The organism is Rhodoferax sp. BLA1, assembly GCF_013416775.1.
In the GTDB taxonomy this organism is placed as follows: domain Bacteria; phylum Pseudomonadota; class Gammaproteobacteria; order Burkholderiales; family Burkholderiaceae_C; genus Rhodoferax.
The window spans coordinates 320,360-336,764 of record NZ_SZVI01000012.1; the positions used below are offsets into that span (position 1 = coordinate 320,360).

Annotated in this window: 14 protein-coding genes; all 14 read left to right on the plus strand. The window is 63.0% G+C overall.

The window, feature by feature from the left end; all coding sequences use genetic code 11:
- The first annotated feature begins 249 nt into the window (after positions 1 to 249).
- The 14 genes from mraZ (at position 250) to ftsA (ending at position 16,331) form a co-directional block, all read left to right on the plus strand.
- The gene (mraZ, locus tag FDG13_RS14270; protein WP_078364389.1) at positions 250 to 678 is read left to right on the plus strand and encodes a division/cell wall cluster transcriptional repressor MraZ; all 429 of its coding nucleotides are present in this window, start codon (positions 250 to 252) and stop codon (positions 676 to 678) included.
- Between the two features lie 9 nt (positions 679 to 687).
- A complete protein-coding gene (rsmH, locus tag FDG13_RS14275) occupies positions 688 to 1,641 on the plus strand; it encodes a 16S rRNA (cytosine(1402)-N(4))-methyltransferase RsmH (protein WP_180129075.1) in 954 nt (317 codons plus the stop codon).
- Positions 1,638 to 1,967 (plus strand): cell division protein FtsL, encoded by a 330-nt coding sequence (ftsL, locus tag FDG13_RS14280; protein WP_180129076.1) that lies wholly within the window; start codon positions 1,638 to 1,640, stop codon positions 1,965 to 1,967. Before rsmH ends, ftsL begins: the two co-directional genes overlap by 4 nt.
- Positions 1,964 to 3,697, plus strand: coding sequence for a penicillin-binding protein 2 (locus FDG13_RS14285; protein ID WP_180129077.1), 1,734 nt, complete (start codon positions 1,964 to 1,966; stop codon positions 3,695 to 3,697). The genes ftsL and FDG13_RS14285 overlap by 4 nt, the downstream gene beginning before the upstream one ends.
- Complete coding sequence (locus tag FDG13_RS14290) at positions 3,697 to 5,211, plus strand: UDP-N-acetylmuramoyl-L-alanyl-D-glutamate--2,6-diaminopimelate ligase (protein WP_180129078.1); 1,515 nt, start codon at positions 3,697 to 3,699, stop codon at positions 5,209 to 5,211. The genes FDG13_RS14285 and FDG13_RS14290 overlap by 1 nt, the downstream gene beginning before the upstream one ends.
- Entirely contained in the window at positions 5,208 to 6,632 is a 1,425-nt protein-coding gene (murF, locus tag FDG13_RS14295; RefSeq protein ID WP_180129079.1) for a UDP-N-acetylmuramoyl-tripeptide--D-alanyl-D-alanine ligase, read from the plus strand. Before FDG13_RS14290 ends, murF begins: the two co-directional genes overlap by 4 nt.
- Complete coding sequence (gene mraY / locus FDG13_RS14300; RefSeq protein ID WP_078364382.1) at positions 6,626 to 7,804, plus strand: phospho-N-acetylmuramoyl-pentapeptide-transferase; 1,179 nt, start codon at positions 6,626 to 6,628, stop codon at positions 7,802 to 7,804. Before murF ends, mraY begins: the two co-directional genes overlap by 7 nt.
- A gap of 2 nt (positions 7,805 to 7,806) precedes the next feature.
- A complete protein-coding gene (gene murD / locus FDG13_RS14305) occupies positions 7,807 to 9,408 on the plus strand; it encodes a UDP-N-acetylmuramoyl-L-alanine--D-glutamate ligase (RefSeq protein ID WP_180129080.1) in 1,602 nt (533 codons plus the stop codon).
- Positions 9,405 to 10,652 (plus strand): putative lipid II flippase FtsW, encoded by a 1,248-nt coding sequence (gene ftsW / locus FDG13_RS14310; RefSeq protein ID WP_180129081.1) that lies wholly within the window; start codon positions 9,405 to 9,407, stop codon positions 10,650 to 10,652. Before murD ends, ftsW begins: the two co-directional genes overlap by 4 nt.
- 82 nt (positions 10,653 to 10,734) lie before the next feature.
- Positions 10,735 to 11,811 carry an undecaprenyldiphospho-muramoylpentapeptide beta-N-acetylglucosaminyltransferase gene (gene murG, locus FDG13_RS14315; protein ID WP_180129082.1) on the plus strand — a complete coding sequence of 359 codons (1,077 nt, stop codon included), beginning with the start codon at positions 10,735 to 10,737 and terminating at the stop codon, positions 11,809 to 11,811.
- Between the two features lie 94 nt (positions 11,812 to 11,905).
- A complete protein-coding gene (gene murC / locus FDG13_RS14320; RefSeq protein WP_180129083.1) occupies positions 11,906 to 13,330 on the plus strand; it encodes a UDP-N-acetylmuramate--L-alanine ligase in 1,425 nt (474 codons plus the stop codon).
- Positions 13,331 to 13,335: 5 nt separating this feature from the next.
- Entirely contained in the window at positions 13,336 to 14,295 is a 960-nt protein-coding gene (locus FDG13_RS14325) for a D-alanine--D-alanine ligase (RefSeq protein WP_180129084.1), read from the plus strand.
- On the plus strand, positions 14,292 to 15,080 hold the full coding sequence (locus FDG13_RS14330) for a cell division protein FtsQ/DivIB (protein WP_180129085.1): 789 nt from the start codon (positions 14,292 to 14,294) through the stop codon (positions 15,078 to 15,080). The genes FDG13_RS14325 and FDG13_RS14330 overlap by 4 nt, the downstream gene beginning before the upstream one ends.
- Before the next feature lie 21 nt (positions 15,081 to 15,101).
- Entirely contained in the window at positions 15,102 to 16,331 is a 1,230-nt protein-coding gene (gene ftsA / locus FDG13_RS14335) for a cell division protein FtsA (protein ID WP_180129086.1), read from the plus strand.
- Positions 16,332 to 16,405: the final 74 nt, after the last annotated feature.

Sequence of the window (16,405 nt, forward strand, 5' to 3'; positions counted from 1 at the left end):
TCTTGAGGATGTTTTTCATCCTCAAGCATCACTTTCAGTGCGTCTTCTAAGTGCTTCATTTACAACGATTTTGTCGGACTGTCGCCTTCAAAGTCGCTGCTAAGTTGTTGATTCCATTGTAAAAATTTGTAGTCCGTGTGTTTGCGGGAAACAATTTTGCTGATACAGTGCAAAAAAGTGCAATTTAGTGGTGAAAAGTGCCTTTTCTCTGCGTTTGCTCAACTGGTTTATCCAAAAAGGTCATTTCAAGTGTTTCAAGGGGCTTCCTCATTGAGTCTGGATGCAAAGGGTCGGCTGTCTGTGCCGACCCGGCATCGTGACGTCTTGAGTGCCACTGCGAGTGGCCAGCTCACCATCACCAAACACCCGGACGGCTGCCTGATGATTTTCGCGCGGCCCGAGTGGGAGAAGTTCCGCGAACGTATTGGCTCGTTGCCGATGTCGGCGCAGTGGTGGAAACGCATTTTTTTGGGCAATGCCATGGATGTGGAGATCGATGCCACCGGTCGTGTGCTGGTGTCGCCTGAACTGCGCGCGGCCGCCGGCATCACCAAGGAAGCGGTGTTGCTGGGCATGGGCAGCTACTTTGAGCTCTGGGACAAAGCGACCTACGACGCCAAAGAAGCCCAGGCCATGCAGGGCGGCATGCCCGATGTTTTCAAAGACTTTGCGTTCTGAAGGCCAGCGGTGGACAACGCATGGACACACACCACCGTGTTGTTGGGCGAGGCAGTTGATGCTTTGCTTGGCAACGCTGACACGACTGGCCCCAGCCCGGCGCAACCCGTGTATGTGGACGCCACCTTTGGCCGAGGTGGCCACAGCCGCCTGATTCTGTCGCGATTGGCCGCAGACGCGCGGCTGATTGCGTTTGACAAAGACCCCGATGCCCTGGCGGAGGCCGCCAACATCACCGACCCGCGTTTTTCGATTCGCCACCAGGGTTTCAGGCATCTGGATGAGTTGCCTGCAGCCAGCGTGGCCGGGGTTTTGCTTGATTTGGGTATCAGCTCGCCGCAGGTGGACAACCCGGCGCGGGGTTTCAGTTTCAGGTTCGAAGGTCCTCTGGATATGCGCATGGACACAACCCGTGGCACCTCGGTGGCGCAATGGCTGGCCCATGCGGAAGTCGATCAAATAACGGAGGTGATTCGTGACTATGGCGAAGAACGGTTTGCTGGCCCCATTGCAAAGGCGATTGTTGCGCGCCGACAGGCTCGGGGCCCCATTTCAACCACCACTGAACTGGCCCAACTCGTGGCTGACACGGTCAAAACCCGCGAGCCGGGCCAGAACCCTGCAACGCGCACATTTCAGGCTTTTCGGATTTTCATCAACGCCGAGCTTGAAGAGCTGCAACAGGCGTTAGACGGCGCGCTCAAGGTGCTTCAGCCCGGTGGGCGGTTGGTGGTGATCAGTTTCCATTCGCTGGAAGACCGCATCGTCAAACAGTTCATCACCCAGCACGCCAAAGAGGTGTACGACCGCCGTGCCCCGTTTGCCGCGCCCCAGGTGATGCACCTCAAGGCGCTGGGTCGCACGCGTCCGGGCGCCGCCGAGGTGGCGGCCAACCCGCGCGCCCGCAGCGCGATCATGCGGGTGGCTGAACGCACGGCTGAGCCGATCAAGGGGGGCGCATGATGCGTCTGAACCTGTTGCTGCTGCTCGGTGTGGTGCTCAGCGCCCTCTACCTGGTGAATGTGCAGTACGAGTCGCGCCATCTGTTTTCGGAGCTCGACCGTGCCCGGGCCCAGGCGCACAAGCTGGAACTTGAAAACGAGCGCTTGCAAGTGGAGAAACGCGCGCAATCCACCTCGGCGCGGATCGAGGGGCTGGCCAAGTCGCGTTTGCAGATGCGTCCGGCCAACCCGGCCATCACCACCTATGTGGCTTATGCCGCCAGTGCTGCTGAGCAGCCCGGTGCTGATCGACCGACCAACTCCAGCAGCAGCGGACGGGTGAGATGAGCCGCAGCATTGCCTACAACTCCAGCCCCCTGTTGGCCAGCCCGACCCCGGTCTGGCGCAGCAAGTTCATTGTGGCCGCGATTGCCCTGGCTTTTGCCGGACTGGCCGGGCGCGCGGTCTACATTCAGGTGCTTGAAAACGACTTTTTCCAGCGGCAGGGTGAGGTGCGTTTTGCCCGCACGCTGGCGCTGCCGGCCAGTCGCGGACGCATTTTGGACCGCAATGGGGTGATTCTGGCCTCCAGCATCCCGGTGCCCAGTATCTGGGCGATTCCCGAAGATGTGGGCCGCGATCCGGTCAAGCTCAAGAAGCTGGCCAAATTGCTGGGTCTGACGATGACCGATCTCAACAAGAAGCTGGAAGACGAGGACAAGAGTTTTGTCTGGCTCAAGCGGCAGGTCGATGAGTCGGTTGGCAAAGAGATCGAGGCTCTGGCCATCAAAGGCATCTACCAGCGCAAGGAATACAAACGCCAGTACCCGGAAGGTGAGGCAGCCGCCCATGTGGTGGGCTTCACCAGTGTCGAAGACATGGGCCAGGAGGGCATCGAGCTGGCCTTCAACAAGTACCTGGGTGGGCGCAGCGGTTCGCGCCGGGTCATCAAGGACCGCATGGGCCGGGTGGTGGAAGCCGTGGGTGAGCAGATCGCCCCGGTGGATGGCCGTGACCTGCAGCTCAGCATCGACAGCAAGGTGCAGTTTTTTGCCTTCCAGACCCTCAAGGAAGCGGTGTTGCAACACAAGGCCAAAGCCGGCAGCGTGGTGGTGCTTGATGTGCACACCGGCGAGGTGCTGGCGTTGGCCAACTACCCCAGTTTTGTGCCGGACAAACGCCAGAACCTCAGCGGTGAACAGCTGCGTAACCGGGCCTTGACCGATAGTTTTGAGCCGGGTTCGACCATGAAGCCCTTTGTCATAGGGCTGGCGCTCAACACCGGGCGCGTCACTCCCAACACCCCGATCCAGACCGCACCTGGGCGTTTGACCATTGGCAGCGCCACCATTTCCGACTCACACGCGCACGGTGTGCTCTCTGTCAGCGAGGTGATCCAGAAGTCCAGCAACATCGGCACCGCCAAGATCGCGCTGCAAATGCCCGCGCGCGAGATGTGGGAGATGTTCAGCAACGTGGGTTTTGGCCAGAAACCGCAGGTGCCGTTCCCGGGCGCAGTGAGTGGCCGCCTGCGCCCCTACAAAGGCTGGCGGCCGATTGAGCAGGCCACCATGAGTTACGGCTACGGCCTGTCGGTCAGCCTGATGCAGTTGGCCCATGCCTACACGGTGTTTGGCCGTGACGGTGACCTGGCTCCGATCTCGATGCTCAAGGTGGACAACCCGGTCGGCGGCCAGCCGGTGTTCCAGAGCAAGGTGGCACGCGATGTGCGCACCATGTTGCACATGGTGGTCGGCCCCGGTGGTACCGCCTCCAAGGCGCAGACCATGGGTTATTCGGTGGGTGGCAAAACCGGTACCGCCCACAAGCAGGAGGGCCGGGGTTATGCCGGTCACCGTTACCGGGGCGTGTTTGCCGGTCTGGCACCGATCGACGCGCCACGGATTGTGGTGGCGGTGATGATTGACGAGCCCAGCAATGGCAAATATTTTGGGGGCGACACGGCCGCGCCGGTGTTCAGCAAAACCGTGCAACAAACCCTGCGGGTGCTGGGCATTGCACCCGACATGACGGTGGTGCCCCAGGTGGTCACCGAGACCGTCGAGGAGTCCTTCTGATGCGGCATCTGTCCAGCCCCCAAGACGCCGTGTCCTGGTTGCGCGCGCAGGTAAGTGGCAACTTGCGCACCGACAGCCGCCAGTTGCAGCCCGGTGACGGTTTTCTGGCCTGGCCTGGTGCCGCAGTGGATGCACGCCAACATGTGACCGGTGCGTTGGCGGCGGGTGCGGCGGCCTGTCTGGTGGAGCAAGCGGGTGTCGAGGCCTTTGCTTTTGACGACCCCCTTGTGGCCAGTTACAGCGGTCTCAAGGCCGCCAGTGGTCCGCTCGCCAGCCTGTACTTTGGCCAGCCCAGCCAAGCCTTGCAGGTGCTGGCGGTCACCGGCACCAACGGCAAAACCTCCACCGCCTGGTGGTTGGCCCAGGCACTCTCGAATTTGAAGCAGGTGGCGCCCATTCCATGCGGGCTGGTAGGCACTTTGGGCATTGGTGTGCCGCCCGATGTGGTGAGCACCGGCCTGACCACGCCCGACCCGGTGGCGCTGCAGTCGGCGTTTGCGCGTTTTGTGGCTCAGGGCTTTGGTGCCTGCGCCATCGAGGCGTCGTCGATTGGCATCGAAGAGCACCGCCTGGACGGCACGCAGATTCACACCGCGATCCTGACCAATCTGACGCAGGACCACCTGGATTACCACGGCAGCATGGAAGCCTATTGGCAGGCCAAGAGCAAACTGTTTGCCTGGCCCGGCCTGCGCGCGGCGGTGGTCAATGTGGATGACACCTACGGCGCTGATCTGGCCCAAACCCTGGCGGGTACCGCACTCGATCTCTGGAGTGTGTCGATGTTGCCCGGTGCGGGCAACAGCGCGCGCCTGCAGGCGCAGGCGATTGACTACAGCCAGGGCGGCACCCGTTTCACGGTCGTGGAAGCTGAGCAGGCGCTGTCACTGGCCACCGGCCTGATTGGTGACTACAACGTGGCCAACCTGCTGGGTGTGATCGCGACTTTGCGCAGCCTGGGTGTGCCGCTGGCAGCGGCGGTGGATGCCTGCTCGGCCTTGACCCCGGTGCCGGGGCGTATGGAATGTGTCAACCAGCCGGGGCAGCCACTGGTGGCGGTGGACTACGCCCACACCCCTGACGCCTTGGCCAAGGCGCTCGATGCTTTGAAGCCTGTTGCCGAGCAACGTGGTGGCCAGCTTTGGTGTGTGTTTGGGTGTGGTGGTGACCGCGACACCCGCAAACGCCCGCTGATGGGCGCGGTGGCCGCGAGCCATGCCGACCGGGTGCTGGTGACCAGCGACAACCCGCGCAGCGAGGCGCCCGACGCCATCATTTGCCAGATTTTGCTGGGCCTGAGTGGGGTGCCGGGTGTCATGGTGGAGCCAGACCGCGCCCGCGCCATCGCGCAGGCACTGACGCAAGCCGCCGCAGCCGATGTGGTGCTGGTGGCAGGCAAGGGGCACGAGGATTACCAGGAAATCGCCGGCAAGCGTCACCCGTTCCTGGACCTGGACCAGGTGCGCCAGGCACTGGCGCAACGTGCTCCAAACGCCAACGGGGTGGACGCATGAGCACCCTGATGACCCTGCAACAAGCTGCCTGCTGGCTCGATCAGGCGCAAACCGTGGGAATGGACGCGACTGTGCCGGTGGCGATTGCCCGGGTGCACAGCGACACCCGTAGCCTGCAGCCCGGTGACCTGTTTGTGGCGCTGCGTGGTGAACGTTTTGACGCCAATGCTTTCCTGGCCGAGGCCAAGGCCAAAGGAGCGGTCGCTGCCATTTGCCAGGGCGAAGGCGCCGCTGCCCAACTGGTGCAAGCCGGTTTGCCTGGTTTGGTGGTGCCCGATGCGCGGCTGTCGCTGGCACAGCTGGCCACGCAGCACCGTGCCCGGTTTGCGCTGCCCTTGATCACGGTGACCGGCAGCAATGGCAAAACCACGGTGACCCAGATGGTCGCGGCCATCTTGCGTGCCCACCAAGGCGCCGCCGCTCTGTCCACCCAAGGCAACTTCAACAACGACATTGGCGTGCCGCTCACCGTGCTGCGTCTGACCCCGGCCAACACCATCGCGGTGGTTGAACTGGGCATGAACCACCCCGGTGAAATTGCCACGCTGGCGGCCATTGCCCAGCCCACGGTGGCGCTGGTCAACAACGCCCAGCGTGAGCACCTCGAATTCATGCACACGGTGCAGGCCGTGGCTGAGGAAAACGGCTCGGTGATCCATGCGCTGCCTGTTGACGGCGTGGCGGTGTTCCCGGCGGACGACGTCTACAGCCCGGTCTGGGCAGCCTTGGCGGGTCAGCGCCAAGTGCTGACTTTTGCGGCGCAGGCTCAGGCGGGTGCCGATGTGTTTGTGCTGCAAGCCGGTTGGCAGAACGCCGCCTGGCACGTCAGCGCCAGCACACCCGCCGGTGCGCTGTCCTACAGCTTGCACATCGCCGGTGCCCACAACGTCAAGAACTCCCTTGCAGCGGTGGCCTGTGCCCTGGCAGCCGGTGTGCCGCTGGCCGCCATCGCGCAGGGGTTGAGTGCGTTTGAACCGGTCAAAGGCCGCAGCCGGGCACTGCAGCTGCAGCACCTGGGTCGCGCCATCACCGTGGTGGACGACACCTACAACGCCAACCCGGACTCGGTACGCGCCGCCATCGACGTGTTGGCGGCTTTACCCGGGCCGCGTCTGCTGGTGCTCGGCGACATGGGCGAGGTGGGTGACCAGGGCCCGCAGTTCCATGCCGAGGCGCTGGCCCATGCCCGCCAGAAGAATATAGAAAAAGTGCTTGTGACCGGTATACAAACTGGGCAGGCAGCTATGAATTTTGAAGAGATCAAGGTGTACCCCGAGATGATGGATTTACAAGCGGCGGTGCTCAGCACCTTGCCGGAGGTGGCCAGTGTGCTGGTCAAAGGTTCGCGTTTCATGAAGATGGAGCGCGTGGTGGAGGCACTGCTGGCCACCGCTGACGCATCCAAGGGGGTCACATGCTGATCTGGCTGGCCCAATGGTTGCAAACCCTCTCGCCCGAACTGGGCTTTTTGCGGGTGTTCCAGTACCAGACCTTCCGCGCGGTGATGGCTGCGATGACTGCGCTGCTGATGGGCATTGCCGCCGGTCCCTGGGTGATTCGCCGCCTGACCGCCCTCAAGATTGGCCAACCGATCCGCGGCTACGGCATGGAGTCGCACCTGGTCAAAAGTGGCACACCCACCATGGGTGGTGTGCTGATTCTGCTGAGCATTGCGCTCTCGACCCTGTTGTGGTTTGACTGGAGCAACCGCTTTGTCTGGATCGTGTTGCTGGTGACCCTGGGTTTTGGTGCGATTGGTTGGTCGGACGACTGGCGCAAGGTGGTCAACAAAGACCCAGAGGGCATGCCCTCGCGCGAAAAATACCTGTGGCAGTCGCTGATTGGTTTGGCAGCGGCGCTGTACCTGGTGTTCAGCATTTCCGAGAACACCAACTACCGCGTGCTGGAGCTGTTCTTCACCTGGGTGCAGTCGGGGTTCGATCTGAGCCTGCCACCCAAGGCTGGGCTGATGGTGCCGTTTTTCAAGGAAATCAGCTACCCGCTCGGTGTGCTGGGTTTTGTGATCCTGACCTATCTGGTGATTGTGGGTTCCAGCAACGCGGTGAACCTGACCGACGGACTGGACGGCCTGGCGATCATGCCGGTGGTGATGGTCGGTGCCTGCCTGGGCATTTTTGCCTACGTCACCGGCAACGCGGTGTTTGCCCGTTACCTGTTTTTGCCGCACATCCCCGGGGCCGGTGAGCTGATGATTTTTTGTGCCGCGATGGCCGGAGCCGGGCTGGCCTTTTTGTGGTTCAACGCGCATCCGGCCCAGGTCTTCATGGGTGACGTGGGCGCGCTGGCGCTCGGTGGTGCTCTGGGCACCATCGCGGTGATTGTTCGGCAAGAGATTGTGCTGGCGATCATGGGTGGCATTTTTGTGGCGGAAGCCGTCTCGGTGATGCTGCAGGTGACTTATTTCAAATACACCAAGAAACGTTTTGGCAGCGGCAAACGCCTGCTCAAGATGGCGCCCTTGCACCACCATTTTGAGAAAACCGGCTGGAAAGAAACCCAGGTGGTGGTGCGCTTCTGGATCATCACCATGCTCTTGTGCCTGATTGGCCTGTCCACCTTGAAGCTGAGGTGACCATGACAACGACACCCCTTGACACCACGATCACCGCATTGCCCCCCGAGGGGGCTTTGGCCGTTTTGGAACAGCCCGCCAGCACCCCACACCCGCTGCAAGACCAGCCCGTGCTGATCCTGGGCCTGGGTGCCTCTGGCCTGGCGATGGCGCGCTGGTGTGTCCGCTGTGGTGCCCAGGTCACCGTGGCCGACACCCGCAGCGCACCGCCACAGTTGGCCACGCTGCACAGTGAGCTGCCCGGCGTCCAGTTTGTGGGTGGCGCCTTCACTGCGGCGCTGGTGCAGGGCACCAATCCGCGTGCGGTGTTCAAGAGCCCGGGTCTGAGTCCGGTCGAGGTTGCTCCTGTCTTTGAAGCGGCCAAGGCAATGAGTATCTGGGCTGCAGGCGAACTGGGCTTGTATGCGCAGGCGCTGGCACAGTTGAAGGCAGAGCGCGGCTACGCGCCTGCGGTGTTGGCCATCACCGGCACCAATGGCAAAACCACCGTCACCTCACTGACCGGTCAGCTGGTCGAGCGTGCCGGTAAAACGGTGGCGCTGGCGGGCAACATCGGCCCGACCTTGCTCGACACCTTGGCCCAGCATCTGGACAACAACACCCTGCCCGAGGTCTGGGTGCTGGAGTTGTCGAGCTTCCAGCTTGACGGTGAAACCGGTTTTGAGCCGACGGCTGGTGCGGTGCTCAACATCACCCAGGACCACCTGGATTGGCATGGCTCCATGGCCGCCTACGCCGAGGCCAAGCGCCATGTCTTTGGCCAAACGGGTCTGATGGTGCTCAACCGTGAAGACGAGGCGGTGATGGCGATGCTGCCACCACCCGTCAAGGTCAAGCTGCAAAAGCCTCTGCAGCGCAACTGCATTCTGTTTGGTGGCGATTTGCCGCGGCGCCCGGGTGACTTTGGCATTGAGAGTGTCAACGGCATGACCTGGCTGGTGCGGGCCCAGGACGCGGACGAAACCAAACGCAAGCGCAGCGAGGCGGCGGACGAGCTGTTCATTCAGCGCCTGATGCCGGCTGACGCCCTGCGCATCCGGGGCCGCCACAATGCGATCAACGCCTTGTCGGCGCTGGCCCTGGCCAGTGCGGCGGGTTGTGCGCTGGCACCGATGTTGTACGGCCTGCGCGAATACACCGGTGAACCGCACCGGGTGCAGCCAATCGGCACCGTCAACGCCGTCGAGTATTTTGACGACAGCAAAGGCACCAATGTGGGCGCCACCGTGGCCGCCTTGATGGGCCTGGGCGCCGACCGCAAGGTGATCGTGATTCTGGGGGGAGAGGGCAAGGGCCAGGACTTCGGACCCTTGGCCGAGCCGGTGCGCCGCTATGTGCGTTCGGTGCTGCTGATCGGGCGCGACGCACCGCAGATCCGCGCTGCGTTGTTGGATACCGGTGTGCCGCTGTTGGACGCCAGCTCGATGCTGGACGCGGTGGAACAGGCCAGCACCCTGGCGCAAGCCGGTGATGCGGTGTTGATGTCGCCGGCGTGCGCCAGTTTTGACATGTTTGACAACTACGAACACCGTGCCCAGGTGTTTGTGCAGTCGGTGGCCCAACTGGCCAGCGACGCGGGTGTGATGCTGGAGGCGGGTGCATGAGCAGCCGCAGCCTGCCCCTGGGCCAGCGCCTGCGTTTGTGGACGCTGGGTGGGCCTGCCGGTGATGTGTTGCCGGTGCGCCTGGGCGCCACCGGCTCGGCACCGGTGCGGGCGCAGGGTTTTGATCAGCCGCTGTTCTGGGTCACCACGGCGTTGCTGCTGTGGGGGCTGGTGATGGTGTATTCGGCCTCGATTGCGCTGCCGGAGAACCCACGTTTTGCCCAATACACACCGACCTACTTTCTGGTGCGGCACAGCATGTGGCTGGTGATTGCGTTTGTAGGCGCCTTGATGGCCTACCAGGTGCCGCTGTCGACCTGGGAAAAAGCCGCGCCCTGGCTGTTTGTGGTCTCGCTGGTGCTGCTGGCCCTGGTGCTGGTGCCTGGTGTGGGCAAAAAGGTGTACGGCGCACGCCGCTGGATCAGCCTGGGGCCGCTGAGTTTTCAGCCCTCCGAGATGGTCAAGTTCACCGTGCTGCTGTATGCGGCCAACTACATGGTGCGCAAGATGGATGTGAAAGAGCGCTTCCTGCGCGCGGTGTTGCCCATGGGGGCCGCCGTGGCGGTGGTGGGTGTGCTGTTGTTGGCCGAGCCCGACATGGGCGCCTTCATGGTGATTGCGGTGATCGCCATGGGCATCCTGTTCCTGGGCGGCGTGAATGCCCGCATGTTCTTCCTGATTGTGGCAGTGCTGCTGCTGGCCTTTGGCACCATGATTGCCACCAGCGAGTTCCGCCGCGAACGCATTTTTGCTTACCTCGACCCCTGGAGTGAAACCAACGCCCTGGCCAAGGGTTATCAGCTGACCCACTCGCTGATTGCCATCGGGCGCGGCGAGATTTTTGGTGTTGGCCTGGGTGGCAGCGTGGAAAAACTCAACTGGCTGCCCGAAGCCCACACCGACTTTCTGCTCGCGGTGATTGGTGAGGAATTTGGCCTGGTGGGTGTCATTCTGGTGATTGGCCTGTTTTTGTGGATGGTGCGCCGGGTGATGTACATCGGTCGCCAGGCGATTGCGCTGGAGCGGGTGTTTGCCGGCCTGGTGGCGCAAGGTGTGGCAGTGTGGATGGGCTTTCAGTCCTTCATCAACATGGGTGTGAACCTGGGCGCCTTGCCGACCAAAGGCCTGACCTTGCCCCTCATGAGTTACGGCGGCTCCGCCATCCTGATCAACCTCGCCGCCATCGCGGTGGTGCTGCGGATTGATCAAGAAAACAGAACCCTCATGCACGGAGGCCGTGTATGAGGGTTCTGTTTCACCAAAATCGGACCCAGCGCGCAGCGCGTCAGGGCGCGCCAGCGGCCTGGTTGATGCACGGAGGCCGTGTATGAGCAAGTGCGCCTTGATCATGGCCGGTGGCACAGGTGGCCACATCTTCCCGGGGCTGGCGGTGGCGCAGGCGCTGCGTGCGCAGGGTTGGCGCGTGCACTGGCTCGGTGGTCGCGGTCAACCGGGCCAGCCCAGCATGGAAAGCCAGCTGGTGCCGCCGGAAGGGTTTGCCTTTGAGGCGATTGAATTTGGGGGCCTGCGTGGCAAGGGCTTGAGCACGTTGGCCCTGTTGCCGCTGCGTCTGCTCAAGGCCTTCTGGCAGAGCATCCAGGTGCTGCGCCGGGTCCAGCCCGATGTGGTGGTGGGCTTGGGTGGCTACATCAGTTTCCCCGCTGGTTTGATGGCGGTGGCACTGTGCAAACCGCTGATCCTGCACGAACAAAATTCGGTGGCGGGTCTGGCCAACAAGGTGCTTGCCGGTGTGGCAGACCGTGTATTCACCGCGTTCCCGAATGCCCTCAAGGGCGCCCAGTGGGTTGGTAACCCCTTGCGTGCCGCCTTTTTGAACCTGCCTGCGCCGGAGCAGCGTTTTGCCGGGCGCAGTGGGCCCCTCAAACTGCTGGTGGTAGGTGGCAGTCTGGGCGCCAAGGCGCTCAACGAGATCGTGCCGCAGGCGCTGGCGCTGCTGCCAGCAGACCAACGCCCCAGCGTGCTGCACCAAAGCGGCGCCAAGCAGATCGACGCCCTGCGTGCCAATTACGCCCAGGCCGGTGTGGCGGCCGAGTTGACGCCTTTCATCGACAACACCGCCCAGGCTTTTGCCGAGGCCGACCTGGTGATCTGCCGCGCCGGTGCCAGCACCGTGACCGAGCTGGCCGCCGTGGGCGCCGCTGCCTTGTTTGTGCCGCTGCCGCATGCGGTGGATGACCACCAGACGGCCAACGCCCGCTTCCTGGTCGATCAGGGCGCGGGCTGGCTGGTGCCGCAGCGCGAACTGACGCCGCAGAAGCTGGCTGACATGTTATTAAAAATGGAGCGATCTACCCTTATGAATCAAGGGCTAGAGGCTAAAAAGTTGCAAAAACTGGAGGCCACCGAGCAGATCGTGGCAGCGTGTGTGGAGGTGACCCCATGACGAGGCTGACGCTGATGCGGACCGCTTTTTCTGGCCCCCGCTACACCCCCCTTAACTGGGGCAGGACAACCCACGCGGTGGGAGAAAAGAATCTATGAAACACGCCATCAAACACATCCACTTCGTCGGTATCGGCGGGGTTGGCATGTCCGGCATTGCCGAAATTTTGTTCAACCTGGGCTACACCATTTCCGGCTCGGACCAGGCCGACAGCGCCACATTACAACGCCTGGCCAGCCTGGGTATCCAGACCTGCATCGGCCATGCGGCCAGCCAGGTGGCGGGTGCTGATGCGGTGGTCACCTCCACCGCCGTGCAGGCCGACAACCCCGAGGTGCTGGCGGCCCGGCACAGCCGCATCCCGGTGGTGCCACGCGCGCTGATGCTGGCCGAACTCATGCGCCTCAAACGCGGTATTGCGATTGCCGGCACCCACGGCAAAACCACCACCACCAGCCTGGTCGCCAGTGTGCTGGCCGAGGCCGGGCTGGACCCGACCTTTGTCATTGGTGGGCGCCTCAACAGCGCCGGTGCCAATGCCCGCCTGGGCAAGGGCGACTACATCGTGGTCGAGGCCGACGAGTCGGACGCGTCCTTCCTGAACCTGTTGCCGGTGATGGCGGTGGTGACCAACATCGACGCCGACCACATGGAAACCTATGGGCACAACTTCGAGAACTTGAAGAAGGCCTTTGTCGACTTTCTGCACCGCATGCCGTTTTATGGCACCGCCATCCTGTGCACCGACGACCCGGCGGTGCGTGCCATCGTGCCGCAGGTCACCTGCCCGGTCACCAGCTACGGTTTTGAGGAAGGTGCCGAAGTGCGCGCGGTCGATGTGCGCGCGGTGGACGGCCAGATGCACTTCACCGTGCAACGCCGCAACGGCGAGGTCTTGCCCGACCTGCAGGTGGTGCTGAACCTGGCAGGCCGCCACAACGTGCTCAACGCCTTGTCGGCGATTGCGGTGGCGACCGAACTCAATATTGCTGACGACGCGGTGTTGCGCGCCTTGGCCGGGTTCAAGGGCGTGGGGCGGCGCTTTCAGCGTTATGGCGATCTGCCCGCGCGCAACGGTGGCCACTTCACCGTGGTCGACGACTACGGCCACCACCCCATCGAGATGGCGGCCACGCTGGCGGCGGCGCGCGGTGCCTTCCCCGGGCGGCGCCTGCTGCTGGCCTTCCAGCCGCACCGCTACACCCGCACGCGCGACTGTTTTGACGACTTTGTCAAAGTCATCGCCCAGGCCGACGCGGTCTTGTTGACCGAGGTCTATGCCGCTGGTGAAGCCCCCATCGTCGCTGCCGACGGCCGCAGTCTGGCGCGGGCGCTGCGTGTGGCCGGCAAGATCGAACCCGTGTTTGTCGACAGCATTGCCGACCTGCCACAAGCCATTGCCGACAACGCCCGCGACGGTGATGTGGTGCTGTGTATGGGCGCCGGGTCGATTGGTGCGGTGAGTGGCAAGGTGGTTGATTTGCTCTTGAATCAAGAGCTAACAGCGCAGGAGATATAGGGGCTATGAGCCAATTTGACCTAAAAACAGAGAAAGTCGCCGTGCTGCTGGGTGGCCAGTCTGGTGAGCGTGAGGTGTCGCTGATGTCGGGCTCCGGCGTGCTGGAGGCGCTGCGCTCGCTGGGTGTCAACGCCCACGCGTTTGACCCGAGCCAGCGTGACCTGAGTGAACTCAAGAAAGAGGGCTTTACCCGCTGTTTCATCGCGCTGCATGGCCGTTTTGGTGAAGACGGCACGGTACAGGGTGCGTTGGAGCTGCTGGGCATCCCCTACACCGGCCCGGGCGTGATGGCATCGAGCATTGCCATCGACAAGATCATGACCAAACGCCTGTGGCTGGCCGACGGGCTGCCCACACCGGCCTGGCGTCTGGTGGCCAGCGCCCAGGCCACCGAAGCCGCGTATGCCGAGTTGGCCCAGCCCGGTGCCCCCATGATTGTCAAACCCGCACGTGAAGGCTCGACCCTGGGCCTGAGCAAGGTCACCAGCGCCGACCAGTGCGCCGCCGCTTATGCCCTGGCCGCTGGCATGGATGAGGAAGTGCTGTGTGAACAGTTCATCGCGGGTGATGAAGTCACCGTGCCGGTGCTCGGCAGTGGTGTTTTGGCGCGGGTGTTGCCGGTGATCCGTATCCAGGCGCTCGACGGCAACTACGACTTCCAGGCCAAGTACTACACCAACACCACGCGTTATCTGGTGCCCGCCGGTTTGCCCGAGGGCGAAGAGGCCGCGATCCAGGCCTTGGTGTTGCGGGCCTACCAGAGCCTGGGTTGCCGTGGTTGGGCACGTGCCGACGTGATGATCGACGCGGCCACCCGCAAACCCTATCTGCTGGAGATCAACACCTCGCCGGGCATGACCAGCCACTCGCTGGTGCCGATGTCGGCCAAGGCCGCTGGCATCAGCTACCCCGAACTGTGTCTGCAGGTGCTGCAGACCGCCACCCTGGACCACGCCCTCGCATGAGCCAGACCACCCCCCTGCCGATGGACGTTCGCCTGATGCATGCTGTGGCCAGCCTGCTGTTTGCCGCTGCGGCATTGGCGGGCCTGAGCGCGCTGCTGGCCTGGGGGGCCCGACTGCCTGCGTTTGCCATCCGCGAGGTGCGCGTCACCGGGGATGTCAGCCATTACAACGCCATCACCTTGCGTGCCAATGTGATCCCGCGGCTGCAGGGCACGTTTTTCACACTCGATGTGGCGGCGGCACGCCAGGTGTTTGAGACCATCCCCTGGGTGCGCCAGGCGATTGTCCGGCGCGAGTTTCCGAACCGCCTGAATGTGCAATTACAGGAGCACCAAGCCCTGGCGTTCTGGGGGCCGGAGGGTTCTTCGAGCATGGTCAACAGTTTTGGCGAGGTGTTTGACGCCAACGTCGGTGAGCTCGAGCAGGACAACCTGCCGCGCCTGAGTGGCCCGCACGACCAGTCGGCCAGGGTGCTGGCCATGCAGCAGACGCTGCAGCCGTTGTTTGCGCGCCTGGACATGACGATCAATGCGCTGGAGCTCACCCCACGCGGTGGATGGCGCGCCCAGCTTGATACCGGCACCGAGGTGGAGCTGGGCAGCGGTGAGGCCCCCGAACTGGTGGCCCGTGCCGAGCGTTTTCTGGCCACCGTGACCCAGGTCACCGCACGGTACCAGCGCCGACCCGAGCAACTGGCTTCGGTCGATCTGCGCCACACAGACGGTTATGCAATGCGGCTGGAGGGGGTGACCACCCTCGACAGCACGGCCAGCAAACAACAGTAATGCAAGACAACAGGTGACATCATGGCAAAAGAGTACAAAGATTTGGTTGTTGGTCTGGACATCGGCACCGCCAAGGTGATGGTGGTCGTGGCCGAAGTGTTGCCCGACGGCCACCTCAAACTGGCGGGCCTGGGCGTGGCGCCCAGCAACGGCCTCAAACGCGGTGTGGTGGTCAACATCGACGCCACCGTGCAAAGCATCCAGCAGGCTTTGAAAGAGGCCGAGTTCATGGCCGATTGCAAGATCACACGCGTCTACACCGGCATCACCGGCAGCCACATCCGGGGCATCAATTCGCACGGCATGGTCGCCATCAAGGACCGCGAAGTCAGCGCCGCCGACGTGGCCCGGGTGGTGGAAACCGCCAAGGCGATCAACATCTCGACCGACCAGCGCCTGCTGCTGGTGGAGCCGCAAGAGTTCATCATCGACGGCCAGGACGTGAAAGAGCCGATTGGCATGAGCGGCATCCGTCTGGAGGCCAAGGTGCACATCGTCACCGGTGCCCAGAGTGCCGCCGAGAACATCATCAAATGTGTGCGCCGTTGTGGCCTGGAGGTGGAGCAGCTGATGCTCAACCCGCTGGCCAGCAGCCAGTCGGTGCTGACCGAAGACGAACGTGAATTGGGTGTGGCCCTTGTCGATATTGGGGCGGGCACGACTGATTTGGCCATTTTTACCAACGGTGCCATCCGCCACACTGCGGTGATCCCGATTGCCGGTGACCTGATCACCAGTGACATCGCCATGGCACTGCGCACACCGACCAAGGACGCCGAAGAAATCAAGGTCGAAAACGGTTTTGCCAAGCAACTGCTGGCCGACCCCGAGGCGCAGGTGGAAGTGCCCGGTCTGGGTGACCGGGGTCCGCGCATGCTGAGCCGCCAGGCACTCGCTGGTGTGATCGAGCCGCGGGTGGAAGAAATCTTCAGCCTGGTGCACCAGGTGATGCGCGAATCGGGCTTTGAGGAAATGCTCTCCAGCGGCATTGTGCTCACCGGCGGCAGCTGTGTCATGCCGGGCATGGTTGAGCTCGGTGAAGACATCTTCCTCAAACCGGTGCGTCGTGGCATTCCCAAATACACCGGCGCCCTGTCCGACATGGTGGCCCAGCCGCGTGCCGCCACGGTGATGGGGCTGCTCGAAGAGGCCCGCATGGCGCGTCTGCGTGGTTTCAAGGTGGCGCAGAAAAACGGTTCGATGAAAACCGCGTTCAGCGGCATCAAAGACTGGTTTGTAGGTAATTTTTAGCATGAAGCAACTCAATTCCCGACTGCAAGGCAGCCTGTCACGACGATGGCGATGTGTTGATCCGCCACCCGATC